Raw genomic sequence first — 25,992 nt, 5'->3', positions numbered from 1 at the left:
TTTCTAGAATGAAACTTTCACATTAATTCCGTAGTTACGCAAAGACGGTTGTGCCGTGTAATCGAATCCCTGTGCGTTTCCTGCCCCAGCGGAGTTAACTTCTGGATCCGCATACTTATTTTCTTTCGGTGTCCAGATGAAGAGGTTGTTACCGAACAAACCAACAGTAATATCTCCAAATGGAGTATTTTGAAGTTGGCTTTTCTTAAACTTATATGATATGGCCAAACTACGTAATTTGATATAAGAAGCATCCACAACATTTTCTCCTGCTTCCAAATATGGGTAATAATCTACCTTATCGTATTTAGCTGTCGTATTAACCACACTGTTTCCATTTTCATCTAGGTAGACCGAGTTAGGAAATATCTGACCAAAACGATCTCCACCCGTTTCTGCGGAGGTACCTGTAAAGGCCATAATATCTTTCGTTCTCGAGAAGAAAACACCGCCATGTTTCATATCAAACAATGTGTTCAATGACCAATTTTTGTAACTTAATGTAGTTCCTAACGATGCTTGGAATTTTGGATTGTAACTTCCTAGATATTGAGCTTCCGTAGTTGGAATCGGTAGGCCGGTTTCTTGATCTACAATGGTACGACCTTGTGCGTCTTTTTGATTTGTAATCGCATAAAACTCGCCGTATGGACGGCCTTTAGCAGCTACAATAGACATGCCCGAAAAACCACCCAAAGTTACTTGGTCAACTCCTTCCATTAATTCGACCACTTTGTTATTATTTTTGGTAAAGGTTCCCATGAGTTCCCATGTGAAATCCTGAGTCTTGATTGGAGTACCTCTCAAAGCAAGTTCCACTCCATTATTTGTCACTTTACCTGCATTGACAACAGAGAACCCAAACCCTGTAGAATTAGCTATAGGAATGCTTAAAATTTGATCTTTTGAACTGTTCTTATAGTAGGTAAAGTCAACTGACAATCTGTTCTGAAAAAATCCTAGTTCTGTACCTACTTCAAACGATGTTGTAATCTCAGGTTTCAGTTCAGCATTTCCAATAGTGGAGTTAGCCATTAATCCATAAACATTACCAAATGGAAATGTAGTACTACCAAAATTACCGTTTATCTCTCCGCGGCGGAACGTAGTTAGCAATTTATAAGGATCGGTATCGCTACCCACTTTTGCAATATTAGCTCTCAGCTTACCATAGCTTAAAATCCGCTTTGCATCGGCGCTCATCAACTCAGAAAACACAAATGAGCTACTTACACTGGGGTAAAAGAATGAGTTATTTTTTTTCGGAAGCGTTGAAGACCAATCGTTTCGAGCTGTTGCCTGCAAAAACAAGAAATTTTTATAAGATAAATTCAGGTCTGCATAAACACCTACTAGACGGCGTTTTTCCCAGGAGTCTTCAATCAAATCCAATGGCCCTAATGAATTGGCCAGATTATACCATCCCGGTTTTACTAGACCGCCACTGGAATTTGTGGCCGTATTATTTACAGATGCATAACGCTGTCTAATATTATTACCAACCATCAAAGACGCGTCGAAATCTTCATTAAACTTATGATTAGCTGTAACCATGAAGTCATGGATTACCTCTGTAACTTGGTATTGATCGAGACGATAACGTCCATTACTTGTGCGTACGTTTGAATCGGAATAGTTTCCGGACGTAAGGTCTGCAGGAAAGAAGGTATATTTTGGAGATTCTGTCCTTCTTCGATCAGAGTAATGATCGACGCCGACACGTTCCTTAATATCCAACCATTCGAAAGGTTTATAGCCTACGTTAAAATTACCCTGAATACGATTAACATCATTATAGTTGTTGTAATTTTGAAGTACCCAATATGGATTCATTGTATATGCGCCATAATAGCCATATCTATTACTATAATCAGTACCATCGGCCCCAACGTAACCATAACCAAAATAAGGATTGTTTAAATCTTTTAAATCAGTAACAGGAATATCCCTTGGTGTCTGCAATAAATTATTGTATACAGAAGCATCTCCTTGACCACCTCCAATGTTATTGCTATTGATTTTATTGTAATTGGCAGAAATCCCAGCGTAAAACTTATTAGAAAACTCGGTTGTTCCGTTAAATCGTACACCGTATTTATTATGGGTGTCCTTATTTCCTGGATATACACCATTGGAGTTTAAAGCATTTAATCCCAAATAAAACGTACTCTTTTCCGTACCGCCCGAAAAACTTAAGTTGTTATCGGAAGCTATACCAGTAGAAAAGAAATCGCGGACGTTGTCTTCCACTGCCGAGTATGGCTTGGTAAGTCTTTTACCATCGATTGACTGTCCCCATTCTTTCACTTCACCAGTAAATGGTGCTCCCCAAGACCAATTTTCCTTGGGATCATCAATAAATACTAGATTTCCCTCGCTATCATACGTTGACGCCCCCTGACCGTATTCGTTTTGGAATTCCGGCAATTTAAGAATGGAGGAAAACGTATTGGAAGAACTGAAGGAAATATCTGTTTTGCCACCACCTTGTTTACCTGTTTTGGTCGTAATAATTAATGCGCCATTAGAAGCACGTGAACCATATAATGCTGCCGCTGCAGGCCCCTTTAGGATAGTAACTGAAGCAATATCATCCGGATTAATATCGTTACCCCTGTTTCCAAAATCAACACTGGCAAGAGAGGATGATCCACCGATAACACTGGAGTTATCAATAGGCACACCATCCACAACGATCAACGCCTGATTATTTCCTGCGATAGAAGAACCTCCGCGCAACACGACACGAGACGAACTACCGGGAGAGTTTGATGTAGATGTAATGTTTACCCCTGCAACTTTTCCAGCTAAAGAATTGATTGCACTTGAGTTTCTTCCACTTGTCAACTCTTCGCTGTTGATTGTCGGAGCGGAGTATCCCAACGTTCTTTTTTCACGCTTGATTGCATTTGCAGTCACCACCACCTCTTCCAAGGCATTGTCATGGTTTTCCAAGGAAACGTTGAATACTGTACTGTTGTTGTTCACAATAATGGTTTTATCATCAAATCCAACTGAACGGAATACGACAACTTTACCAGCAGGTACATTCAATGAATAGTTACCGTCAGCATCTGTCTGTGTAGCCTGATTAGTACCTTGGACCACTACTGTCACCCCTGGTAATCCTTTACCATCAGCAGATGTCACACGACCACTAATCTTTTTTTCTTGCGCGAATGCGACCGAAGTCAAAATCATTCCGCCAACAAGAAAATTTAGTAATGTTTGTTTCATGTTTTAGTTAGTTAATTTATTATTTCTAATCCTCTATATTGATATTAAAGTATATCCAATCAAATAACCGTCTAAACATAAATTGCCTAGACAATAAACAGCAGCTAGCGAAAGCATGCCGTCATTCATTTTTTGATAACAGTTGATGATATTAGTGGAACAGCGAACTCCCGGCAGATGTAGAGTCAATCCATTGAAAAATACTCACCTGTAAAATCTACTCTTTTCAGTATTTACAGAATATAATAGTTAGTGCGATTTCTATTAGCGGTTCCAAATATAGAAAGCCAAAGTTGTTTTTACAAGTTTTTTAACATACCGTCTCAAAAATGGAAAATACTGCAATAAAGACCTCAGTATCTTACAAATTCAGACAAAAGAAACAATTTAGAATAAAAAACCAACAAACAAACCCACAACAGAATATTATACGGCAACACCATTATTTAACAAAACATTAACAATGATATAAGAATTTCATAATAGCAGCATCCTTTCATTTTTTTTGATCAAAAAAAATGTAATTTATAAACATTCTAAAGTGACTGGTGCGGTATCTAACACAAAAAGGCTCTATCCGTGAAGGTAGAGCCTCTTAGCGAATAAGCCAGTCAGTGAAGTTCTTAGTCCACCGTCTGCTTAGTCAATGTATTCAAACTTGGTATATGGAACCAAAACTTCAGGTATCTTGATACCTCTATCCGTCTGGTTATTTTCCAATATTGCAGCTACAATACGTGGCAGCGCCAATGCCGAACCGTTTAACGTGTGAGCCAGCTGCATTTTGCCTTCTGCATTTTTGAAACGTACTTTTAAGCGGTTTGCCTGATAAGTTTCAAAGTTAGAAACAGATGATACTTCGAGCCAGCGCTTTTGCGCCGAACTGTACACCTCCATATCGTAGGTTAATGCTGCGGTAAAACTCATATCTCCACCACATAAACGCAATACGCGATACGGAAGGCCCAATTTTTGCAACAAACCCTGCACGTACAAGCTCATCTCTTCAATCACCTCGTAAGACTTGTCCGGATGGACAATCTGCACAGCTTCGACCTTATCAAACTGATGGAGACGGTTGAGTCCGCGCACATGTGCGCCATAGGAACCTGCCTCGCGACGGAAACAAGGGGTATAAGCGCAGTGTTTAATCGGAAATTGCCCTTCTTTTACGATCACATCCCGATAGATATTGGTCACTGGGACTTCTGCGGTGGGAATCAGATACAAATTATCATTATTAACAAAATACATTTGTCCCTCTTTATCAGGCAACTGACCTGTTGCAAAGGCGGAGTCTTCATTAACCACAATCGGCACCTGAACCTCCTCATAACCTTGCTCTGCGGCCTGATCCAAAAAGAAATTGATCAAAGCACGTTGCAGCTTGGCGCCTTTTCCCTTATATACCGGGAAGCCGGCCCCAGAAACTTTCACACCCAGTTCCAAATCCACAATATCGTATTTGGTCAGCAGTTCCCAATGTGGAAGAGCTTCTTCTGATAAAGCAGGAATATCACCGTTGGTCAGCACCACTTCATTATCTTCGGCACCCGCACCGACAGGTACGGAATGATGCGGCAGATTGGGCAGTTGTACAATCTTTTCATTCAATGCCGTTTCTATCGTTGCCAATTTATCCAAAAGCTGCCTGACCTGTTCCTTATATCCCGATGACTTGGATTTAACGGCTTCAGCTTCTTCTTTTTTGCCCTGGCGCATCAGATCTCCAATCTGTTTTGCTGCCGCATTAGCCTCTCCCGAAAGCGCGTCCGATTCAGCCTGGATCTTACGGCGGTCTTCATCCAGACGGATGATTTCGTCGACCAACCCAATTTCCTTGAAATGCTTGACAGCCAATCTTTCGATAACCGTATCCCTGTTTTCACGGATATAATTCAATTGCAACATAATGTGATATATTATTTAAAATAGTGAACAAAGATAGTGAAAACTGATTTTAACCGAAAGGGAATCGTAGATTATTCATCAGCTACTCTATTCGAGAGAAAGAAAATGTTTTTCGGAGAAGTTATTCCCGAAAAACACTTCCGTCGGTACCCTCTTAACAAACTAGGTAAAGGCAAAATTCGCGGGCCACCCCCAGCCAATATTCGATCGAACTTCTGTTATCCACTTGCTTGCTTGCTTGCTTGCTTGCTTGCTTGCTTGCTTGCTTGCTTGCTTGCTTGCTTGCTTGCTTGCTTGCTTGCTTGCTTGCTTGCTTGCTTGCTTGCTTGCTTGCTTGCTTGCTTGCTTGCTTGCTTGCTTGCTTGCTTGCTTGCTTGCTTGCTTAGGCGATAGTAACCTCGTTACATAGGTACACATCCTGAATGGCATGCAGCAGCTCTACGCCCTCCTTCATAGGTTTCTGAAAAGCCTTACGGCCCGATATCAATCCCGTTCCTCCTGCTCTTTTATTGATGACAGCTGTCTTCACAGCTTCCTGGATATCATTTTGTCCGGAGGCCCCACCGGAATTAATAAGTCCTGCCCGGCCGGAAAAACAGTTAAGAACCTGATAACGACACAGATCGATTGGATGGTCAGTAGATAGCTGGCTATACATGCGTTCATCCAATTTTCCATAGGCACTCTTGCCCATATTCAGCGCTTTAAATCCGCCATTTAGCTCGGGCAGCTTTTGTTTGATGATGTCAGCCTTGATGGTTACCCCGAGGTGGTTGGCCTGCCCTGTCAGATCTGCGGACAGATGGTAATCCTGTCCGTCTACCTTAAATGCAGTATTGCGTAAATAGCACCACAATACAGTTGCCATGCCAAGAGCATGTGCTTCCTCAAAAGCTCTCGCTACTTCAATAATCTGACGGTCAGATTCTGCTGAGCCAAAATAGATGGTTGCTCCGACAGCTACAGCTCCCATGTTCCAGGCTTCGCGTATCGTACCATATAAAATCTGGTCGGCACGATTGGGGTAAGTCAGCAGTTCGTTGTGATTGATTTTTACCAAAAACGGTATCTTGTGGGCATACTTCCGGGACACAGCTCCCAGTACACCAAAAGTAGAAGCTACAGCGTTACAGTTTCCTTCCAATGCCAGTTTAACAATATTTTCGGGGTCAAAATATTGTGGGTTGGGAGCAAATGAGGCTCCTGCACTATGTTCTATGCCCTGGTCTACGGGTAATATAGAAAGATACCCGGTGTTGGCCAGGCGTCCTGTACCAAACAATTGTCCCAGACTGCGCAGCACCTGCGGGCTGCGATCACTCGTTCCGTATACCTGATCAATAAAAGCGGCATCTGGAAGATGAAGCATATCTCTGGATACTGCGGGTTTATCAAACTCCAGCAAATCACTTGATTCGGCACCTAGATATGCCTGAATTTTTTCAATGTACTGCATAATTTATCCTTGCATTTATATAGAAAATAACCCGAAAACGGATAGAATGTTTTAGCTCCTATTATCTAGCAAAAAAAACTTAACTTTGACCATGTTATATTTAGTCCCAACACCTATTGGCAATCTGGAAGACATGACCTTTCGTGCGGTCAATGTCCTGAAAGAAGTTGATATCATTTTAGCAGAGGATACCCGGACCAGTGCTCCTCTGTTAAAACATTTTGGTATTGAAAAGAAAGTATTTGCGCATCATCAGCATAATGAACATAAAGCTGTTTCCGAAATCATCAAGTTTCTGAAAGAAGGACAGCGAATTGCCCTGATTTCAGATGCTGGGACACCCGCAATTTCGGACCCGGGCTTTTTACTGGTACGGGAGGCTATCAAGGAAGGGCTTGAGGTTCAGTGCTTGCCCGGAGCCACGGCATTCGTCCCTGCATTGGTCAATTCGGGACTTCCGAATGACCGCTTCTGTTTTGAAGGCTTTCTCCCCGTCAAAAAAGGTAGACAGACGCGATTAAAGGCCTTGGCAGAGGAAAAAAGGACGATGATTTTCTATGAATCACCGCATCGCATTCTGAAAACCATTGATGAATTTATCTCTATTTTTGGTCCGGAAAGACAGGCTTCAATTTCAAGGGAATTGAGCAAATTATATGAAGAGAATGTACGTGGCACATTGACGGATTTAAAATTACACTTCGAAAACAATCCAATTAAAGGAGAATTTGTATTTTGTGTAGGTGGATTGGAATAAACTTTGACAATCTTTAATTACTTTAAAACGCATCTAACATGAACATGGAACAATTTGCACAGGACGGACAGGATATCAAGATCATTGAAAAACTGATCACCAAAGTCCGGGACATGCTTACTCCAGGAGAAAAAATAGATTATATTGCTGTTCAGAAGAAGCCAGCAGTAACCATCTTGCCCGATAGCATCACGATCAGCAACAAGCGCATTTTTATGTGCGAATTCACCAAATTGGGACTGGCAACGGATTTCGAAATCTTTGGCTGGCAAGATATCAAAGATATTGCATTCAAAGAAGAAATCTTCGGCTCTAAGGTTACGGTGATTCCTTTTACAGGCGAAAACTTGAGCATCGACTATATTCCAAAAGTACAGGCAAGAAAGCTCTACCAGTACATCAAAGCGGCACTGGAGAATTATAAAAAAGCGGAACTGGCTGCTGAAAAGGAGAAAATTGTAATCGCTCCCGCAGCCAAAGAAATCGTCCCGGAAAAAACGGAACATGTGACTCCGGCTCCTGCTCCGCCATCCACACCGCTTTCGCAGCCTACACCGGCAATTGCTCCAGCACCAGCGCCCCCCGCAGCCGTCTCCAGTACGCCTGTCAAAGAGGAAGAAGAGGATGAAATTACGCTGAAGCTTAAGAAGTTAAAAACGCTCTTTGATAAGCAATTGATTACACAGGAAGAATACGAAAACAAGAAAAGGGAAGTTTTGTCGAGTTTATAAATACAAGCGGGAGAAAAACGATTGTGAAAAATAATTATCTATTGGCACTTTTTAGTGCCTTTTTACTGTGGCTAGGCTGGCCACCTATCCCCTATTCCAGTGTATTGCTCTTTATCGGGTTTATTCCCTTGCTTCTTGCGCTGGAAAACATCATACAGCATGATTCCATGACGAAGAAAGGAAGAAAAATCTTTCTTGTTGCAGGACTCACCGCACTAATCTGGAATACAGCCTCGATTTATTGGGTATACAACTCGATTTCGTCGGTTATGCCGGCCTTCGCAGCGGTGCTGATCAGTTTGATCCCCTTCTGTCTTGGCGCCCTCTTGATGGCTGCTGCCTTCTGGTTATACTATCGATTGAGGCGTAAAGCCAACCTCACTCTGTCGCTTTTTGGTCTAATGGGGTTCTGGATAAGTTACGAACTGCTGCACGCTTCCTGGGACCTTGCCTTTCCCTGGATGACGCTGGGAAATGGTTTCGCCACTTTTCATCAGTTGGTCCAATGGTACGATATCACTGGCGTGTACGGCGGTTCCATCTGGATCTGGGTGGTCAATATTTTAATTTTCACACTTTATCTCCACTACAAAGGCCGATATACCCTCAAAAACAAAGTAATTCACGCTATAAGTCTTGGGCTGGTCCTGATCGTGCCAGCAACATACTCGCTGCTGCGCTATTCGAATTATGAAGAGCACCAAAATCCTGCGCAGCTCGTGGTCGTACAACCTAATATCGATCCTTATATCAAGTTTCAGCTCAGTCCGGAAGAGCAGCTAAGGACGCTGTTTGCATTATCCAGTTCTGTAGCTAAACCAAATACAGAGTTCTTTATCTGGCCCGAAACGGCTCTTTCGCAAAATGGCTATTTTGATGAAGAAAGCTTTCGGGACACTTATTCTTATAAACAAATCTTAAAATTTCTGGACGCTTATAAAAATGGTAACGTGCTGTCGGGCATAGAGAGCTACCAGCTGTACAATTATCCCAAAACACCGACAGCCCGCCAACTCGCTCCGCACGTCTATCAGGACAATTTCAATGCGGCAACGCTGATCGATTTCTCGTCCAAATTACAATTTTACCACAAGTCTAAACTGGTCCCGGGAGTGGAACAGATGCCTTTTGGTGCGGCAATGGAATTTTTAAAACCCTTATTTAAAGCATTTGGTGGTACAACTGGGGGATATGGCAAGCAGGCCGAACCCTCTGTATTCTATTCGCAAAGTGGCATTGGTGCAGCTCCTGTAATCTGCTATGAATCTATTTGGGGTGACTATGTGGCTAAATATGTAAAAAAAGGCGCGCAATTCATTGCCATCATCACTAACGACGGCTGGTGGGGCAACACCTCGGGCAAAGATCAGCATATGCAATATGCCAAACTCCGCGCCATTGAAAATAGAAGATGGGTTGCGCGGTCTGCCAATACCGGCATCTCCGGATTTATCAATCAACGGGGCGATATCGTCCAGCAAACAACATGGTGGCAGCCGGCTGCTTTAAACCAGGAGATCAACTTAAACGAAGAAATCACTGTTTATACGAAAACAGGAGATATTGCAGCCTATCTGGGGCTCGCTATAGGATTGGGCGGATTGTTGATTATTTTGTTGAGAAAAAAACAGTAGCGGCAGGAATCTACAGATAACATACACAGGCCGTTGGCGTTTGCGCTGTATTCATCAATAATTCTTATGTAAATAAGTTATTTAATGCATCTGATTTACTTTTTAGATTTGTAATTTTGCGCCATGCAAGTATATTTTGACAATGCTGCGACTACAGCTTTGGATCCTGAAGTGATAAAAGTCATGGTCGATGTCATGGACCACAATTTCGGAAATCCATCTTCCATCCATAGTCACGGAAGACAAGTGAAAACTATCGTCGAGAAAGCCCGAAAGACAATCGCCAGTCTTCTCCACGTATCTCCAGCGGAGATCTTCTTCACCTCCGGTGGAACAGAAGCGGACAATATGGCTATCGTTCGGTCCATAGCCGATTTTGGCATAACGCATGCCATTACATCGCCGATCGAACATCATGCGGTGCTGCATACCCTGGAGGAGCTCAAGAAAGAAGGGAAGATACAGCTTGACCTCCTGGAGGTCGACGCGAAAGGCAATTTAAATCTTGATCAGCTTGAAGTGCTTCTGAGTAACAATCCGCGCACCTTTGTTTCGATCATGCATGCCAACAATGAAATCGGAAATCTCAACGACATCGAACGCATCGCTGCTCTATGCCAGCAATATCATGCGATATTCCATTCGGATACGGTACAGACAATGGGACATTACCCGCACGACCTTAGCAAACTCAGAATAGATTTTATTACGGGTGCCGCCCATAAGTTTCACGGACCAAAGGGGGTTGGTTTTCTTTATATCAACGCCAACAATAAAATCAAACCCTTAATCTATGGCGGTGCACAGGAACGTAATATGCGCGGTGGTACAGAAAATGTCTATGGTATTGCCGGACTTGCCAAAGCTTTGGAAATAGCATATGAGCACATGGAAGAGCACCATGCTTATATCCAGGGCATTAAATCGTACATGATCAGCGAACTTCAAAAAGCGATTCCAGATGTGACATTCAATGGTATTATTGATCCTGACAAATCTCTATACACGGTATTGAACGTATCCTTTCCCTGCAGCGAGCTGGCCGATATGCTGCTGTTTAACCTGGACATTGCCGGCATCTCCTGTTCGGGCGGAAGCGCCTGCAGTTCAGGCACAGACATTGGCTCGCATGTACTAGGAGCTATCCGTGTAGATGCCGACCGCCCGTCGGTACGCTTCTCATTCTGCAAACATAATACAAAAGAAGAAGTGGACTTTGTGGTTTCTACCTTAAAAGAACTTTGCGCGAAAAAAAGATAACGAGATTCATTTAAGAGAAAAAGCCGGAGGGGATACCTTCGGCTTTTTTTTATTGCTCCGAATCTTGCCTCGCGGTAAGCTTCAGTTTTTTGTTAGAACATAGTATTTGGAAATATCACCGGTAATATCGTTACCCGATAAATCCAATTGACTTAATACATGGTTGCCTAGTTTGAATTTGTAATCTACCCCGTCCAATGTAATGATGTTGCCGTCGAGTTTCCATTTACCCTCACGAACAAAGACATCTTCGCTCTTGTTTAGATATTTGGATGAATATTTATAGGTATTGTCTGGGTGCAACGAGATCAGGGTTTCTATTCCATCGCAATCCGCACAGGGCATTACTCCCCTATATTCTCCAATGACAATCTCGGCCTTATCTCTTCCTTTCAGTTCCTGTAAATTATCTTTATAAGCAGCCACACTCTGTTTGGGATTGTCACATCCCCCCAATACAAGCGCTACCAACACTCCCACTGTCCAAACAAACGTTTTCATCGCATTCCAAATTCAAAAAAATCAGCATCTAATATATTCTCTCGGAATTTACATAACAAATTAAATACCAAAATTTTAGAATCTGCTAAAAATCGTCCTCATCCTCGTCTGTCAAAAAGGACAACGCGCCCTGTAATTCACCTAATGCATGAAAATTACGGCTCTTTCGAGCAATTTCAATTCCTTTTTTGTATGTAGAAATAGCAGAATCGGGTTGTCCCAGTTTTTCATACAGCTTAGCCAGATGGTAATAGGTGCCCACATAATCGGGATTGCTGTCTATTAATTGTTCAAAACGCCGGCGTGCCTCCTGCTCGTCATTCAGTTTTAGGTATTCGGCGGCAATGGCATATTTTAAAAAAGGATCTTCTGGTGTCTCCTTTAGAAATTCGTTAAGCTGATCCAATCGTGTTGACATAGTGTTTTTATTTCAAACTTAGCAATTTTGCGAGGATAAGCAATGATCTTGAAAAGCGTCCTTTTTCTATAATACTATGCTAGCATATAAAATGACAATTTACTGACGCACCCTCCGCATTGGAAAAGTATACAGACTCCATTTAAAATATTATCAATTATACAACGGAAACACTAATAAAATAAAAATTTTATATATTTTAAAAGAAATTCCGAGTAAAAATTTAAAAAACAACAATACAGGAACTATCTTTTCATACAGAATTTTAGACCGTTTACCTCTTTTTATTTGGGAGAAAATATGGTAAGTTTGGGTAAAACCAATCGCATATGAAAATATTAGTTTGTATAAGTAATGTCCCAGACACTACATCCAAGATCACTTTTACAAATGACAACACCGCTTTTAACACCGCTGCGGTGCAATTTATTATAAACCCTTATGATGAAATTGCTTTATCCAAAGCCGTGGAATTAGCTGAAGGCGGAAAAGGTACCGTTACTGTCATTAATGTGGGGGACGCCTCTACTGAAGCCACGATCCGTAAAGCATTGGCAATTGGTGCGGACAATGCCGTACGTATCAATGCGACACCACGGGACGCTTGGTTTGTTGCTCATCAGATCGCAGCATACGCCAAAGACAAAACCTTTGATCTGATCCTGACAGGACGGGAATCCATCGATTATAATGGTGCTCAGGTGGGAGCTATCGTCGCTGAACTGTTAAATATTCCGTCAGTCTCGATCGCGAAAAAGATTGACCTGTCTGCCGACAGTGTGAGCATCGAGCGGGAAATTGAAGGTGGCAAGGAAGTTTTGACCGCCAAACTACCGATTGTTGTCGGTACCGCGGAGGGCGTTGCTGAACCCAAGATCCCCAATATGCGGGGAATCATGAGCGCGCGCACCAAACCATTGGAAGTTCTGGAGCCTATATCAGTGGATTCATTATCCCATATCGTCAAGTACGAGAGTCCGGCACCACGTGGCACGGTCAAGCTGGTCGATGCTGCCGAAGTGGAAAAACTGGTTTCTCTTCTTCATGATGAAGCCAAAGTTATTTAATTACTAAATCTGAAAACATTATGTCTATATTAGTATATGTAGAAAATACGGATGGCAAATTCAAAAAATCGGCTTTCGAGGTCGTTTCTTATGCTAAAGCCATCGCTGATAACATCCATACCGACCTTACGGCTCTTTCCATCGGCCATGTTTCTCAAGACGAACTTGCCCGATTAGGTAATTATGGGGCATCGAAAATACTCACCGTCGACAATGAACAACTATCCACTTTCGTCAACCAAGCGTATGCGAGCATCATCGCTGAAGCAGTGCGGAGTACAGGTGCACAGCTACTGGTGCTTTCCAATTCATTTTCCGGCAAAGGGCTCGCACCACGGGTGGCCACAAAGCTGCAAGCTGCGCTTGCCGACGGCGTCCTGGAGCTGCCATCCATCGAAGGTGATAAACTGACGGTCAGGAAAACAGCATTCTCGAACAAAGCATTTGCCACGCTCGAACTGACCGCAGCCATTAAAATCATTGCGTTAAATCCAAACGCCTACGAGGCAAAAGAAACCGGCGGTACCGCTACTGTGGAGCAATTTAAGGCAAACTTAAACGCCAGCGATCTATCGACTGTCGTGAAAGAGATTGTGCGCGCCACAGACAAAGTCTCTTTACCGGAAGCGGAAATCGTTGTGTCTGCAGGACGTGGACTGAAAGGACCTGAAAATTGGGGCATGATTGAGGAACTTGCAGAGGTCCTCGGGGCTGCTACCGCCTGCTCCAAACCGGTATCCGACGCAGGCTGGCGCCCGCATGCTGAACACGTTGGCCAAACTGGTATTGTTGTGAGCCCCAATCTCTATATCGCAATCGGAATCTCAGGAGCGATTCAGCATCTAGCAGGTGTCAGCTCTTCCAAAACAATAGTCGTTATCAATAAGGATCCCGAAGCGCCATTTTTTAAGGTTGCAGACTATGGAATTGTGGGCGATGCGTTCGAGATTGTCCCTAAGCTGACGCAAGCTTTGAAAGCATATAAAGGGAATTAAACTGCTTATTCACACTTTATTTTCCCCATTTATCCTCGAGATAAATGGGGAATTTTATTTCATCATTGAATATTTGCTTTCGACCGCTATAAAAGGTGCCTAACAGCTGATGGAGGTCGGGAAATTTGTTCACCGCTAACGCAATTTATAATTGCATATAAAAGCAAATTTATCTAAGTTTGTAGACCGCTTTGGAATTAAAATGAAGAAAATCAGATTAGATATCGTTGGTTTATCCTATAGTCAAACACAGTCTGGGGCCTATGCCCTTGTATTGGGAGAAGTGGAGGGCAACAGAAGATTGCCCATCATCATTGGCAGCCATGAAGCCCAGGCCATTGCTATCCGGATAGAAAAAATGATTCCTAGCCGCCCGCTTACCCACGACCTATTTCAGTCTTTTGCAGAATCTTTCGGCATTAAACTTATTGAGGTATTGATCTACAATCTGATTGAGGGTATCTTTTATGCCAAAATCATCTGTTCTGACGGCAACAAAATTGTGGAAATTGATGCACGTACCTCCGATGCGGTTGCATTAGCCGTCCGCTTTGAAGCGCCTATTTATGCGTATGAATTTATCATGTCCTCTGCCGGAATTATTATTGAAGGCCATGAATTTGCATTTTTGGAAAATTTAGATAAAGCCAGCAAATCACAGGATCCCAATGTTATGGAAGTCGAAGAAAAGACTCCATCGAAATCACCCACCAACCCATTTTCTTCATTGACAGACGAACAATTGGAGCAAGCGCTCAACCAGGCTCTGGCTGATGAGAACTATGAGCAGGCAGCGCTGATTAGGGACGAAATTTCCAAAAGAAAGTAATTCCTTTCGTCATTGCGAAACAAAAACTCTAAATAATATCGTTTTATGTCTATTAAACTAAGATTGACCATTATGAGCTTCTTTCAGTTTTTCGTCTGGGGAGCATGGTTGATTACAATAGCCAATTATTGGTTCGGCACGAAGCAATGGGATGGTACGCAATTTGGTGCCATCTTTGCTACCATGGGCATCGCTTCGCTGTTTATGCCGACATTAATGGGTATCATCGCTGATCGCTGGATAAATGCGGAAAGGTTATATTTTATTCTGCATTTATGTTACGCAGGTGTTTTGTTCTATTTACCCCAGGTGAATGATCCAAACACCTTTTTTTATGCGATGCTGGCAGCAATGTGTTTCTATATGCCTACATTGGCGCTTTCCAATGCAATCGCCTACACAGCATTGAATCAGAACAACTATGACCTGGTCAAAGCCTTTCCGCCCATTCGTGTGTTTGGCACAATCGGATTTATCGTCGCTATGTGGATGACCAATCTAACCGGAAATAAAGCAACAGCTTATCAGTTTTACATTGCTGGTGCAGCGGCTTTGGCCTTAGCGCTGTATGCTTTTACGCTGCCGAAATGTCCTCCAAGAAAATTACAGCAGGACAACGCCTCCTGGACGCAGCTATTGGGTCTGGAAGCATTTAAACTCTTCGGCAACTACAAGATGGCGCTGTTCTTTATTTTCTCTATGTTTTTGGGAGCAGCCTTACAGCTGACCAACGCCTACGGCGATGTATTTTTGGATGAATTTAAATTTTTCCCAAAGTTCGTGGACTCTTTCGTAGTGAAATACTCCACTATTATCATGTCCATTTCGCAGATTTCAGAAACACTTTTCATTTTGGCCATTCCTTTTTTCTTGAAGCGATTTGGCATTAAGAAGGTGATGTTAATCTCCATGTTGGCCTGGGTACTCCGTTTCGGTCTTTTTGCTTTTGGCGATCCTGCAGGCGGGCTTTGGATGATCATCCTATCTTGTATCGTTTATGGAATGGCATTTGATTTCTTCAATATCTCCGGTTCATTATTTGTCGAAACATCGACGACCTCAAGCATACGCAGTTCGGCTCAAGGTTTATTTATGATGATGACCAATGGTATTGGCGCTGTATTTGGTAGTTTTGTATCAGGATGGGTCATCGACCACTATTTTACCAAAAGCTTCCAAAACGGACAGGACCTTGCACAGTACCTGGATACCTCGGTCAATGATGCCCATTTTCTGAATTTCATAAAGGAAAAAAGTGTTTCATTGCTGCCTGATGGCACATTGAGCAACAGCCTTATGCTCAAAGACTGGCACCATATCTGGCTGGCATTCGCGATCTATACGCTTGTTATTGCGATTCTTTTCGCAGTATTCTTCAGACATAAGCATGAGCGTGAACCGCAATATTCGAAATAACAAAAAGCCGCATTTGCGGCTTTTTGTATATTTGTAAGATGCAAAACACAACAACAGCATTATTAAAAGATCCGCAATCTCAAATCTACAACTGGACATTTCAATGGATTAAAGGCCTCGGTCTGGACAATCAGAGCAGCCATTTTCTCAACTCCATTGTATTATTACTTGCCGTCATCCTTTTTCTAGTTATTGTCGACTATTTTAGCAAAAGAACTCTTCTGCTATTAACCATTAAAGCAATCAGGAAAAGTACCAACCGTTTTGATGATCTTCTGATCAGGAATAAGACCCTTAAACTCATTGCCCATTTCGTTCCCATCCTGGCAGCACAATATATCATCCCCATGATCTTTATGGGTTTTCCGACCTGGAAAGAGAACATCAATAAGGTGCTCGCCATTGCAACAACGATTGTGAGTTTAATGATCATCCATTCGCTGTTGAAAAGCGTGCGCGATATTCTTCGCACGCGTAAATCCTTTGCCGACAAACCGCTGGAAAGTTATCTTCAGGTCTGCCAGATCATCCTCTTATTCATCGGGGGAACCATCTGTTTCTCGATCCTGACGGGCAACTCTCCATGGTCATTTCTTCTGTCTCTAGGAGCGGCTTCAGCTATCCTCATGCTGGTTTTCAAAGACACGATCTTAGGTTTCGTCGCAAGCATACAGGTCTCAGCCAATGACTCTATACGCGTGGGAGACTGGATCGAAATGCCCAAATACGGGGCAGATGGAACGGTCAGGGAAATCAACCTCAACAATGTGAAGGTACAGAACTTCGATAAAACGATAACCACCATCCCCACACATACCTTGCTATCGGACTCCTTTAAAAACTACAGAGGCATGCAACAGTCGGGCGGGCGCCGACTCAAACGGGCAATACATATCAAGATCTCGACTATCCGATTTCTGGAAAACGAAGAAATCGATAAGCTAAAGAATATTCAGATCCTACGTCCTTATATTGAGGAGCGGGCGGCCACGATTGATGCCTACAATCTGAAGCACCACATCGATCCCTCCACTCCGATCAATGGTCGCAAAATGACGAATCTAGGCCTATTTAGAGCCTACGCACTCACGTATTTACGGCAAAATCCACAGATCCACAAAACAATGCCTCTGATGGTACGCCAGCTTGCATCAACAGAACACGGCGTTCCGCTGGAACTATATTTCTTTGTCAGCGATATTCGGTGGGAATTTTATGAAGGTATCGTATCCGATGTCTTTGACCACTTATTTGCTGCAATAAAATACTTCGATCTTGAGGTGTTTGAAAATCCTGCTTCAGACGATTTCAGGCATTTCGTAAAGGGACAACACTTCAGTGTACTGCACTGAGCCGGCTAAACGGTCTGCCCTAAAAGAGTGAAAGGTAATCCGGGGAGATTACCTTTTCACTTTAAAAACAAACTAAATTTTCAGACGTGTTTCACAACAGATCTACACATTAACCCTAACTCTTTATGAATCAAAAATTACTCTATACAAATATAGTTCTACTATGTTAAGTGCATCTTAAGTTAACTTTAAACTTAAAATTATTCGACCACAACATCTTTTGTGGCAAAATGTTCACGGTTAAACATATCGACAGCTTTAATTTCAACCTGATATTTCCCTGCTTTCAGCTTTGGAAGGTTCGTCATCCATAAGTGACTTGATTTTTCGGGGTTGGATGGCCGGCGGGTCGTAAGCAGCTGCTTCGCCGTGTCGTACTTTGCCAAGGTTCCCAAAAAAGCAGGATCGTGTTCATTGACGTAGCTCATTTCTTTCCACTCCCCCTGATTAATACGCCACATCACCTTATCGCCTTCTTTTCCGATAAAGAAATTGGCATAAATCGGATAACGTCTGCTATACTTTTCGGGTATTATTGACGCTCCGTAAAGCTCGATCTGGTGACTTGCAGGCTTGCCGACAACGCGATAATCAAAGCTATATTGATTACCATCAATCTTTAAAATCGCATAGCCTTTTGGCGTACCGTCGCGCATGGTGGAAACCGGAATTCCTTTGTCATTCAGTTCACCCGAATACCAGTCGCCCGAAGTCGTGCCTACATTGTATTCATGATGCGGTTTTTCCTGCTTCCACCCATCCTGTTTTCCATAGAAATACTGCCGTTGAAAATGTGTGTGCGCGGACAGCGACAGCGTATATTTAAAAGGAGCCAAAATATCAAATAGACGCTGTCGGTCTTCATCGCGGAACACATCTGAATTTTGGTGGTACAGAGGAATGTGAAATGCCAGCACAACGAGTTTATCCTTATCGACATGCTTCAGATCATTTTCAACAAAGTCCAGTTGGTCCCTTCGAAAACCGCCCAAGTATCCTTTTCCTGTGCGTGGATTTGGATAAATAATATCATCCAGTACAATGAAATGTGCGTTGCCATAGTTGAACGCATAATTGTTTGGTCCAAATGTTTTTTCAAAAGATTCGTCCGAGAGACTGTCCGCTTTAGCATCATAATTCATATCATGATTGCCCATAACATTGTACCAAGGCAGTCCCATAGCAGATATAACCGATTTATATTTGGGCTGCAACGACAGATCGTCTCCTACCAGGTCGCCCAAGCTAATCCCAAATCGGGCAACCGATTTATCCGTAATTTCGTTGATTATACCATTTTTGAAAAACGCTAGCTCTTCCTCCGTATAAGCCTGGGGGTCGCCGAAGATAAAAGCTGAAAACTCAGGGCTTTCCTCTTGCTCATACAACGCAAAATCAATGGCTGCCGGAATTTTTCCAGTTGCGGCGACACCTGAGTATTTGGATTGTGGACTTCCCTTTGTTTTGTGGATGTAATAGAATTTTGGATGGTTATCAGTGTCCAGCGACAAGTTGTATCCACTCGGTTTAATCACAAAAATGATATTGTCGGCACCGACAGGTAGCTTATAACGGCCATCTTGATCGGTGATGACGACTTCGCGGCCGTTGCTAACGGAAACGCCAGCTAATCCTTTTTCATTTTTATCTAATTTTCCATTCTTGTTTATATCCAGATAAACCTTACCCTTTGCGAGTTCCTGAGCCTGCACTGACTGGGTCAATACGCAGGCGGCGGCGATTGCTAAAAATGCTTTCATGTGAAATGTAGTTTTGCCGCTAAAGTACCCTATTGGGATTAAAAGAAAATAAAGGGAATATAAAGTAATTATAAAACACCCATATTTTATTATCGCGCCTGCGCAGTCGCCAGCATACGGTTGACTTCGTCAATCATTGATTTGGCCGCATCATGCATCCGGGGATTGCCAGCAAAGTCTGCATCAAGCGTAACCGCTTTTGACTTCTCTTTATAAGTATATTTCAAATAAAAACGCGGCACGGTAGAGTGTGTAGAATCTTCTTTCCACTGCGGGCCAGTCATGTCCGTATCTAAATTCCAGAAGCCTAATTCCATCGCTTTACGATGCAGGTATAATAGGTCATCTTTGGTGAATTTTACGGTATCGGTGATCAGCGAATCCTGTTTGTTCAAATATTTATAGATGCGTGTTTTTGAGTTGTATTCATTGACCATGTGGTTGGGTTCACCGTATTTGAATTCAATCGATTCAAAATCCGCAAAACGGAAAGGTGCGTTCTTGATCATATTGCTATAGTAATAGACACAATACATCAAAAATGGCACAATAACACATAGGCCTAAAAAAATCTTTTTACTTTTTATTGTCATTTCTATAAAATTTTGACAAAAATAAGGATTTATATACCGTATAAAAGATTATATAAACATATGACATAAAACCTACATGTCTTCAGCTTCAAATCTTTGGTGATCCAGCATCAACAAAGGTTTTGGCATACCAGCTGTCCGAAAGATCCGATATGATGACACCCTTACGTGTGGAGACATGCACAAACTTGTTATTATGTAAGTATACGCCGACGTGGTCGATTCCTTTTCGACCAAAAGAGAAGAAGACCAGATCTCCTTCTTCCAGCTTTTCGGGTTTCTTTTTTTTGACGATGCCCTCCATATCCCTTGATGTACGCGGCAGGCTTCCTTTGTACACTTCTATATAAAGGAGGTTTACAAAACCTGAGCAGTCCACTCCGGCTTTCGTCTGTCCGCCCATGCGGTGCGGTATACCCATCCAGTCATCGATAAAGGAATATAATTGGGGATTAAGCTTTTTGGGACTCACGTCGAGTAATGCCGCGTAATTGTCGAGCCTTGCCCCGGAAAACGTCTTTCCACGCGCAGTACTGGCATCGGTCAATACCGAACCCGAAGCGTGGGAATTGGAACTGAGTATTTTTCTCTTCGTTGAACAGCTAGTCAACAACAATAACGTGCTCAAAAAGAAAATGTAATAAGATCTAGCAATCATCATAGCCGATATCATTCCGGTAAAACAAACATAGAAAAATTGCTCTTTTTCCACAAGTTTTATTTCAGTGTCTCACCGCCGAACAAACTATGTTGCAGAGATACATGTACTTCCTAAAAAAAAGCGGCAAGTAGAAAGTCCTTTTTCTGTCAACAAGAAGGTCTGGGCGAGGAAAGAATTGTTCAGAATCGTAACTTTGCCGGCTAATTTATTTGTGAATGGAAAAATTAAAAGGTGCATTAGCCGTCTTTTTAGGTGCAAGCAGTTTCGGTATATTATCTACTTTTGTAAAAAAAGCCTATGGTCAGGGGCTTACGCTGGGGCAGGTAACAGGAATCCAGGTATTGTTTGGCATGCTGATTCTATGGATTATCTTGATCCTGATGAACGTATTTTCGGCCGGTCCAACAACTTCGGAAGCTCGAAAGTCATCCTGGGTCAAAATTCTGGTCAGTGGCACATCCACCGGCTTAGTCAGTGTATTATATTACAAATGTGTACAGCTTGTTCCAGCTTCATTGGCTATTGTATTGCTGATGCAGTATATCTGGATCGGTGTGGTCATTGAATTTATTTTTTTCAGGACCAAGCCGTCCAAAAACAATTTGATCGGGATCGGAATCGTCCTAATGGCCACGTTGTTGGCGACCGGACTGATTGAAAAGGGACTCAGCCAGCTTAATCTCACTGGAATTGTATTTGGCTTGCTTGCTGCCACGGCATACTCGGTGTTTATGATTGTAAATGGCCGCGTGGGCAATGATTATCACCCAGTACAAAAAAGTGCAATCATGGTAACAGGTTCCTGTGTGCTTATCTTTACCCTATTTCCCCCTGTTTACTTATTCAATGGACAATTTGATCATCACTATCTATATTTTGGGCTTATCCTTTCGCTATTCGGCACCGTGATCCCACCGTTACTATTCGCCTACGGTTTACCCAAAACGGGGTTCTCATTGGGCGGAATATTAAGTTCTGCCGAACTTCCGGTGGCGACGTGCATGTCATATTTCATCCTGCATGAGTCTGTGACATGGCTGCAATGGCTCGGCGTATTGTTGATCCTCGGCACAGTCATCTGGCTGAACGCCGCCAAAGAGAAAGCACATTAACGGTCTTTAATTCCGTAAAAAAGAAGCTGTTCCAGACTCAATAAAGGGAAACCGCTGAATACAACATTTTGAAAGACTGAGAAAGGTATAGGCGTTAATGTGCCAAGGTTTCAGGAATTTCTTCCACCTCAACTTCACAGCTATCTGTTACTTCCATAAACTTCACAGGAATAACCTCATTGACCAACAATGGATCATAAAGAGAGCGTACTTTGACGTAATTTTTGGAAAAGCCATGCATATAACCGTCTTTTTCGTCCGCTTCAAACAGCACATCACCAATAGCCCCCAACTGCGATTCATAAAAAGCACGGCGTTTCTTCTCAGAAAGGATATGCAGCATCTTGCTCCGGTCACTCCGCTGTGCCCCGGGCACTGCTCCTTCCATCTGAGCCGCAATGGTATTTTCACGTTCCGAATACGTAAACACATGCAGATAAGATATATCCAGTTCGTTCAGAAAATTATAGGTGTCGATAAAGTCCTCACGGGTCTCTCCCGGAAATCCTACAATCACGTCCACGCCAATACAACAGTTTGGCATCAGATTTTTGATAAATTCTACACGTTCAGTGTACAGCTCACGTCGATATCTCCTGCGCATCAGGCCCAGGATTTTATTGCTCCCCGATTGCAATGGCATATGAAAGTGTGGTACAAAACGTTTGGACTGGGCCACAAATTCAATGATGTCATTGGACAGCAGGTTGGGCTCAATGGAAGAGATGCGGATGCGGTCAATTCCTTCTATTTCATCCAAGACTTTTACCAGATCCAGAAACCGGTCTTCGCGTTTACCGTTGCGAATCCCAAAATCACCGATATTGACTCCTGTGAGTACGATTTCTTTCACTCCAGAAGCAGCAATTTCTTCTGCCTGACGTACGATATCATCAATTTTGCCCGAGCGGCTGCTGCCCCGTGCCAGCGGGATAGTACAAAAAGTACAGGAATAATCACATCCATCCTGAACCTTTAAAAAGGTACGGGTACGATCACCTATCGAGTAAGCCGACACAAACTGGTTGGTCTCATCAATTGGGCCATTATAAACAATCGTTTTCTCCTGCTTGGTCAGGTCATTGATATGTTCGATAATATTAAACTTTTCAGCCGCTCCTAGCACCATATCGACCCCCGGAATCTCCGCGATTTCCTTCGGTTTTAATTGTGCATAGCAGCCTACGATCGTAATATAGGCGTTTGGGGAGTGCTTTAATGCCTCTTTGACCACCTTTCTACACTTCTTGTCTGCATTGTCCGTGACAGAACAGGTATTGATCACATAAACATCTGCCCGGCTGTTGAACGCAGTGGTCTCATAGCCCGCATCCTTAAACAAGCGGCCTATGGATGATGTTTCTGAATAATTCAGCTTACATCCAAGTGTATAGAAAGCTACCTTTTTATTCTCCATAATATTTTGCAAAATTACATTTTTTTTCAGTAACCCCTCCTATCAATTTAAGTTTTGACTTTCTCGTTATAGGGATTTTCCTTAGTTTTGACTGTCCCGGTAGAAATCAGCAACTAGCCCTGCAGGCGGCTGGCCCGCATGTTGCAAATCAGGGAGATTAAATTCACGTTATAGAAATGTAATCCATGAAACAATATTTAGATTTACTCAGGCATGTTTATACAAACGGTGTAGTAAAGACAGACCGTACCGGTACTGGTACCAAAAGTGTCTTTGGATATCAGATGCGTTTCGATCTCCGGGAAGGCTTCCCTTTGGTGACGACAAAAAAATTACATTTACGATCAATTATCCATGAGCTGATCTGGTTTTTGAAAGGTGAAACCAATATCAAGTACCTCAAAGAAAACGGGGTAAGCATTTGGGACGAATGGGCAGACGAACAGGGCAACCTAGGCCCAGTGTATGGCTCACAATGGCGCTCCTGGCCAACGCCGGATGGCCGTCATATTGACCAGATCGCGCAGGTCATAAACCAGTTAAAAAAATCTCCTGACTCCCGTCGTATCATTGTGTCGGCATGGAATGTCGCTGAAATCGAACATATGGCACTCCCGCCCTGCCACGCCTTTTTCCAATTTTATGTTGCCCCAGCGCAACCTGAAAAAGGCATATTGAAGCCACAGTTGTCTTGCCAGCTTTATCAGCGGAGCGCGGATATCTTCCTGGGGGTTCCCTTTAATATCGCCTCTTATGCCCTATTGACGATGATGGTCGCACAGGTATGCGACATGGAAGCGGCAGAATTTATTCATACATTAGGTGATGCCCACATCTACAGCAATCATTTCGAACAGACCGAACTGCAGCTGAGCCGCGCACCAATGTCACTTCCGCAGATGAAAATAAATCCGGAGGTCAGGGACATTTTCGATTTCAAATTTGAGGACTTTGAATTGTTAAATTACCAATCGCACCCGCATATTAAGGCACCGGTCGCCGTATAATATTATCGGAGGATAATATACATTTGCCAGCAAGATTCCGCTTATTCATAGCATTTTGCGCACCACAATTTAATACAGATAAAACGATGAGTAACCCAACGATAACATTAATTGTAGCTGCATCAGAGAACAATGCCATAGGTATCAATAACCAAATGCCATGGCATTTACCCAATGATTTCAAATATTTCAAGAAGAACACGCTGGATCATTCGGTGCTGATGGGGAGAAAAACATTTGACGCTATCGGCAAAGCATTGCCCGGACGAAGGAATATCGTTATTACCCGAAACGCCGAATTTCAGGCCGATGAAGTGGATGTGGCCAACAGCATCCAGGAAGCGCTACTCTATTGCCGTGATGAACGTGAGGTATTCATCATCGGGGGAGCGAATATTTATCAGCAAGCGCTGCCTTTGGCAAGTAAAGTATTGCTGACCCGTGTTCATACAACGATACCCGGCGATGCTTTCTTTCCTACCCTATCGTCAGAAGACTGGGAACTCGTTTCCTCAGAATTGCATGCTGCCGACGATAGACACGCCTTTGCCTACACTTTTGAAGTGTATATAAAAAAGTAAGAGGTTTGACATAATATGCATAAGTGTTTTTTCTTATTCCTTGTCTTTTTTATGACACACAGCTATGCGCAGCAGATCGATACGGTCTATTTAGAAAAGCTGCTCCGGAGCCGGCCCGATCTTTTTCAGCCTATATTGGATCATCCAACAAAAAAAGAGGTTCAGATCCTCTACACGCAGATAGATCGTGACGAATCCAACATCCCGCATTTTAGATCATATAGTTATAGGCTGAATCCAAGCTGGTACTTCTATCCAGCGAGCACGGTCAAACTTCCGACGGCCATTTTTGCCCTGGAGAAACTCAACGACCTGAACCTAGCCGGATTGACCAAAGACACTCCGCTACGCATTGATACGGCATTCGAAAGACAAACAGCAGTTGCAAAAGATGAGTCCGCCAAAAACGGTCTCCCTTCCATAGCACAGTATATAAAAAAAATATTATTGACCAGCGATAACGATGCTCAAAACAGGTTGTTTGAATTTATTGGCCGTGCGCCACTAAATGCGAAGCTCCAAAAACATGGGGCTATGCACAGCAGAATTGTCAATCGCCTGGCCATCGGCGACAAGGGAATATGGTCCAGACACACCAACCCCATTACATTCTATAAGGGCAATCAGGTCATCTATCAGCAGCCAGCGCAATATGATCCAAAAGATTATGACATTAAACTTGAAAATACACTTCAGGGAAAAGGTTATATAAACGACCGGGAACAGCTGGTACACGAACCCTGGAGTTTCGAGGGGTTAAATGCATATGCGTTGGAAGATCAACAGCTCATCTTAAAAAAACTGCTGTTTCCCGAAGCTTTTAAACGTAATGAACGTTTTAACCTACATCCGGATGATTACGCGTTACTTTACGATTATATGTCGCGTTACCCGTTTGAATCCGATTTTCCCAAATATGATACCACGGAGTTCTGGCCAACATATAGCAAATTACTTTTCTATGGCAGGGACAAAAATGCGTTTTTAAATCCAGATATCCGGATCTTCAATAAGTACGGAGATTCGTATGGATATAATATCGACAATGCTTACATTGTTGATTTCAAACATGGTGTCGAGTTTTTGCTTGCGGTCGTGGTACAATCGAATGAAAATGGCATCTACAACGACGGTATCTATGAATACGAAACGGTCACCTATCCTTTCCTGAAAAATATCGGGCAATTGATCTATCAAGAAGAATTGAAAAGAACAAAGACAATCAGACCGGATCTATCCAGATTTGATTTTAGAAAATAATATAAAGGCCTTCATGAACTGAAGGCCTTTATATTAT

General features: G+C 42.8%; 22 protein-coding genes. 13 read left to right on the top strand and 9 right to left on the bottom strand.

What is annotated here, in order from left to right; all coding sequences use genetic code 11:
* Positions 1–3 precede the first annotated feature (3 nt).
* The 3 genes from FGL37_RS13090 to FGL37_RS13075 form a co-directional block, all read right to left on the bottom strand.
* Complete coding sequence (locus tag FGL37_RS13090) at positions 4–3,237, bottom strand: SusC/RagA family TonB-linked outer membrane protein (RefSeq protein ID WP_028072284.1); 3,234 nt, start codon at positions 3,235–3,237, stop codon at positions 4–6.
* Between the two features lie 639 nt (positions 3,238–3,876).
* Complete coding sequence (serS, locus tag FGL37_RS13085) at positions 3,877–5,148, bottom strand: serine--tRNA ligase (protein WP_028072285.1); 1,272 nt, start codon at positions 5,146–5,148, stop codon at positions 3,877–3,879.
* 382 nt (positions 5,149–5,530) lie between these two features.
* A complete protein-coding gene (locus tag FGL37_RS13075; RefSeq protein WP_028072286.1) occupies positions 5,531–6,604 on the bottom strand; it encodes a class I fructose-bisphosphate aldolase in 1,074 nt (357 codons plus the stop codon).
* A 91-nt stretch (positions 6,605–6,695) separates the two neighbouring features.
* Between FGL37_RS13075 and rsmI the strand changes: the two genes are divergently transcribed.
* From rsmI to FGL37_RS13055, 4 genes are all read left to right on the top strand, one after another.
* Complete coding sequence (gene rsmI / locus FGL37_RS13070) at positions 6,696–7,361, top strand: 16S rRNA (cytidine(1402)-2'-O)-methyltransferase (protein WP_028072287.1); 666 nt, start codon at positions 6,696–6,698, stop codon at positions 7,359–7,361.
* A 38-nt stretch (positions 7,362–7,399) separates the two neighbouring features.
* Positions 7,400–8,092, top strand: coding sequence for a PH domain-containing protein (locus tag FGL37_RS13065; RefSeq protein ID WP_028072288.1), 693 nt, complete (start codon positions 7,400–7,402; stop codon positions 8,090–8,092).
* Between the two features lie 23 nt (positions 8,093–8,115).
* Positions 8,116–9,726 (top strand): apolipoprotein N-acyltransferase, encoded by a 1,611-nt coding sequence (lnt, locus tag FGL37_RS13060; RefSeq protein ID WP_028072289.1) that lies wholly within the window; start codon positions 8,116–8,118, stop codon positions 9,724–9,726.
* Positions 9,727–9,849: 123 nt separating this feature from the next.
* Positions 9,850–10,986, top strand: coding sequence for a cysteine desulfurase family protein (locus FGL37_RS13055; protein ID WP_028072290.1), 1,137 nt, complete (start codon positions 9,850–9,852; stop codon positions 10,984–10,986).
* Between the two features lie 81 nt (positions 10,987–11,067).
* Here the strand turns inward: FGL37_RS13055 and FGL37_RS13050 are convergent, their stop codons facing one another.
* Both FGL37_RS13050 and FGL37_RS13045 read right to left on the bottom strand, forming a co-directional pair.
* Positions 11,068–11,487 carry a copper resistance protein NlpE gene (locus tag FGL37_RS13050; RefSeq protein ID WP_028072291.1) on the bottom strand — a complete coding sequence of 140 codons (420 nt, stop codon included), beginning with the start codon at positions 11,485–11,487 and terminating at the stop codon, positions 11,068–11,070.
* An 85-nt stretch (positions 11,488–11,572) separates the two neighbouring features.
* A complete protein-coding gene (locus FGL37_RS13045; protein WP_028072292.1) occupies positions 11,573–11,905 on the bottom strand; it encodes a tetratricopeptide repeat protein in 333 nt (110 codons plus the stop codon).
* 329 nt (positions 11,906–12,234) lie between these two features.
* Here FGL37_RS13045 and FGL37_RS13040 point away from each other — a divergent pair, with 329 nt between their 5' ends.
* The 5 genes from FGL37_RS13040 (at position 12,235) to FGL37_RS13020 (ending at position 17,564) form a co-directional block, all read left to right on the top strand.
* Positions 12,235–12,972, top strand: coding sequence for an electron transfer flavoprotein subunit beta/FixA family protein (locus FGL37_RS13040; RefSeq protein WP_028072293.1), 738 nt, complete (start codon positions 12,235–12,237; stop codon positions 12,970–12,972).
* A 20-nt stretch (positions 12,973–12,992) separates the two neighbouring features.
* Positions 12,993–13,967, top strand: coding sequence for an electron transfer flavoprotein subunit alpha/FixB family protein (locus FGL37_RS13035; protein ID WP_028072294.1), 975 nt, complete (start codon positions 12,993–12,995; stop codon positions 13,965–13,967).
* 202 nt (positions 13,968–14,169) lie between these two features.
* Positions 14,170–14,796, top strand: coding sequence for a bifunctional nuclease family protein (locus FGL37_RS13030; protein ID WP_028072295.1), 627 nt, complete (start codon positions 14,170–14,172; stop codon positions 14,794–14,796).
* Positions 14,797–14,841: 45 nt separating this feature from the next.
* A complete protein-coding gene (locus FGL37_RS13025) occupies positions 14,842–16,212 on the top strand; it encodes a nucleoside permease (RefSeq protein WP_028072296.1) in 1,371 nt (456 codons plus the stop codon).
* Between the two features lie 38 nt (positions 16,213–16,250).
* Complete coding sequence (locus FGL37_RS13020) at positions 16,251–17,564, top strand: mechanosensitive ion channel family protein (protein ID WP_051607360.1); 1,314 nt, start codon at positions 16,251–16,253, stop codon at positions 17,562–17,564.
* 200 nt (positions 17,565–17,764) lie between these two features.
* Here the strand turns inward: FGL37_RS13020 and FGL37_RS13015 are convergent, their stop codons facing one another.
* From FGL37_RS13015 to FGL37_RS13005, 3 genes are all read right to left on the bottom strand, one after another.
* A complete protein-coding gene (locus FGL37_RS13015; protein WP_028072297.1) occupies positions 17,765–19,324 on the bottom strand; it encodes a calcineurin-like phosphoesterase C-terminal domain-containing protein in 1,560 nt (519 codons plus the stop codon).
* A gap of 89 nt (positions 19,325–19,413) precedes the next feature.
* Complete coding sequence (locus FGL37_RS13010; protein ID WP_037534631.1) at positions 19,414–19,833, bottom strand: hypothetical protein; 420 nt, start codon at positions 19,831–19,833, stop codon at positions 19,414–19,416.
* 172 nt (positions 19,834–20,005) lie between these two features.
* Entirely contained in the window at positions 20,006–20,578 is a 573-nt protein-coding gene (locus FGL37_RS13005; protein ID WP_028072299.1) for a C40 family peptidase, read from the bottom strand.
* Positions 20,579–20,793: 215 nt separating this feature from the next.
* Here FGL37_RS13005 and FGL37_RS13000 point away from each other — a divergent pair, with 215 nt between their 5' ends.
* Positions 20,794–21,690, top strand: a complete 897-nt coding sequence (locus tag FGL37_RS13000) for an EamA family transporter (RefSeq protein WP_028072300.1) — start codon at positions 20,794–20,796, stop codon at positions 21,688–21,690.
* A gap of 94 nt (positions 21,691–21,784) precedes the next feature.
* On the opposite strand, the gene mtaB is transcribed toward FGL37_RS13000, so the two are convergent.
* On the bottom strand, positions 21,785–23,107 hold the full coding sequence (gene mtaB, locus FGL37_RS12995; protein WP_037534540.1) for a tRNA (N(6)-L-threonylcarbamoyladenosine(37)-C(2))-methylthiotransferase MtaB: 1,323 nt from the start codon (positions 23,105–23,107) through the stop codon (positions 21,785–21,787).
* Positions 23,108–23,292: 185 nt separating this feature from the next.
* On the opposite strand from mtaB, the gene FGL37_RS12990 reads away from it, so the two are divergent.
* The 3 genes from FGL37_RS12990 (at position 23,293) to FGL37_RS12980 (ending at position 25,955) form a co-directional block, all read left to right on the top strand.
* Positions 23,293–24,114: a thymidylate synthase gene (locus FGL37_RS12990; RefSeq protein ID WP_028072302.1), complete on the top strand. Its 822-nt coding sequence runs from the start codon at positions 23,293–23,295 to the stop codon at positions 24,112–24,114.
* A gap of 86 nt (positions 24,115–24,200) precedes the next feature.
* The gene (locus FGL37_RS12985; RefSeq protein ID WP_028072303.1) at positions 24,201–24,695 is read left to right on the top strand and encodes a dihydrofolate reductase; all 495 of its coding nucleotides are present in this window, start codon (positions 24,201–24,203) and stop codon (positions 24,693–24,695) included.
* Between the two features lie 51 nt (positions 24,696–24,746).
* Positions 24,747–25,955: a serine hydrolase gene (locus FGL37_RS12980; RefSeq protein ID WP_232048691.1), complete on the top strand. Its 1,209-nt coding sequence runs from the start codon at positions 24,747–24,749 to the stop codon at positions 25,953–25,955.
* Positions 25,956–25,992 lie beyond the last annotated feature (37 nt).

Source organism: Sphingobacterium thalpophilum (genome assembly GCF_901482695.1).
GTDB lineage: Bacteria > Bacteroidota > Bacteroidia > Sphingobacteriales > Sphingobacteriaceae > Sphingobacterium > Sphingobacterium thalpophilum.
The sequence above is the reverse complement of the archived record's forward strand: the minus strand, read 5'-3'. Positions and strand labels throughout refer to the sequence as shown.

Bases quoted from the DNA above. Each gene is read 5' to 3' on its own strand.
- FGL37_RS13090 (WP_028072284.1), bottom strand. From the start codon at position 3,237: ATGAAACAAACATTACTAAATTTTCTTGTTGGCGGAATGATTTTGACT.
- serS (WP_028072285.1), bottom strand. From the start codon at position 5,148: ATGTTGCAATTGAATTATATCCGTGAAAACAGGGATACGGTTATCGAA.
- FGL37_RS13075 (WP_028072286.1), bottom strand. From the start codon at position 6,604: ATGCAGTACATTGAAAAAATTCAGGCATATCTAGGTGCCGAATCAAGT.
- rsmI (WP_028072287.1), top strand. From the start codon at position 6,696: ATGTTATATTTAGTCCCAACACCTATTGGCAATCTGGAAGACATGACC.
- FGL37_RS13065 (WP_028072288.1), top strand. From the start codon at position 7,400: ATGAACATGGAACAATTTGCACAGGACGGACAGGATATCAAGATCATT.
- FGL37_RS13055 (WP_028072290.1), top strand. From the start codon at position 9,850: ATGCAAGTATATTTTGACAATGCTGCGACTACAGCTTTGGATCCTGAA.
- FGL37_RS13050 (WP_028072291.1), bottom strand. From the start codon at position 11,487: ATGAAAACGTTTGTTTGGACAGTGGGAGTGTTGGTAGCGCTTGTATTG.
- FGL37_RS13045 (WP_028072292.1), bottom strand. From the start codon at position 11,905: ATGTCAACACGATTGGATCAGCTTAACGAATTTCTAAAGGAGACACCA.
- FGL37_RS13040 (WP_028072293.1), top strand. From the start codon at position 12,235: ATGAAAATATTAGTTTGTATAAGTAATGTCCCAGACACTACATCCAAG.
- FGL37_RS13035 (WP_028072294.1), top strand. From the start codon at position 12,993: ATGTCTATATTAGTATATGTAGAAAATACGGATGGCAAATTCAAAAAA.
- FGL37_RS13030 (WP_028072295.1), top strand. From the start codon at position 14,170: ATGAAGAAAATCAGATTAGATATCGTTGGTTTATCCTATAGTCAAACA.
- FGL37_RS13025 (WP_028072296.1), top strand. From the start codon at position 14,842: ATGTCTATTAAACTAAGATTGACCATTATGAGCTTCTTTCAGTTTTTC.
- FGL37_RS13020 (WP_051607360.1), top strand. From the start codon at position 16,251: ATGCAAAACACAACAACAGCATTATTAAAAGATCCGCAATCTCAAATC.
- FGL37_RS13015 (WP_028072297.1), bottom strand. From the start codon at position 19,324: ATGAAAGCATTTTTAGCAATCGCCGCCGCCTGCGTATTGACCCAGTCA.
- FGL37_RS13010 (WP_037534631.1), bottom strand. From the start codon at position 19,833: ATGATCAAGAACGCACCTTTCCGTTTTGCGGATTTTGAATCGATTGAA.
- FGL37_RS13005 (WP_028072299.1), bottom strand. From the start codon at position 20,578: ATGATGATTGCTAGATCTTATTACATTTTCTTTTTGAGCACGTTATTG.
- FGL37_RS13000 (WP_028072300.1), top strand. From the start codon at position 20,794: ATGGAAAAATTAAAAGGTGCATTAGCCGTCTTTTTAGGTGCAAGCAGT.
- mtaB (WP_037534540.1), bottom strand. From the start codon at position 23,107: ATGGAGAATAAAAAGGTAGCTTTCTATACACTTGGATGTAAGCTGAAT.
- FGL37_RS12990 (WP_028072302.1), top strand. From the start codon at position 23,293: ATGAAACAATATTTAGATTTACTCAGGCATGTTTATACAAACGGTGTA.
- FGL37_RS12985 (WP_028072303.1), top strand. From the start codon at position 24,201: ATGAGTAACCCAACGATAACATTAATTGTAGCTGCATCAGAGAACAAT.
- FGL37_RS12980 (WP_232048691.1), top strand. From the start codon at position 24,747: ATGACACACAGCTATGCGCAGCAGATCGATACGGTCTATTTAGAAAAG.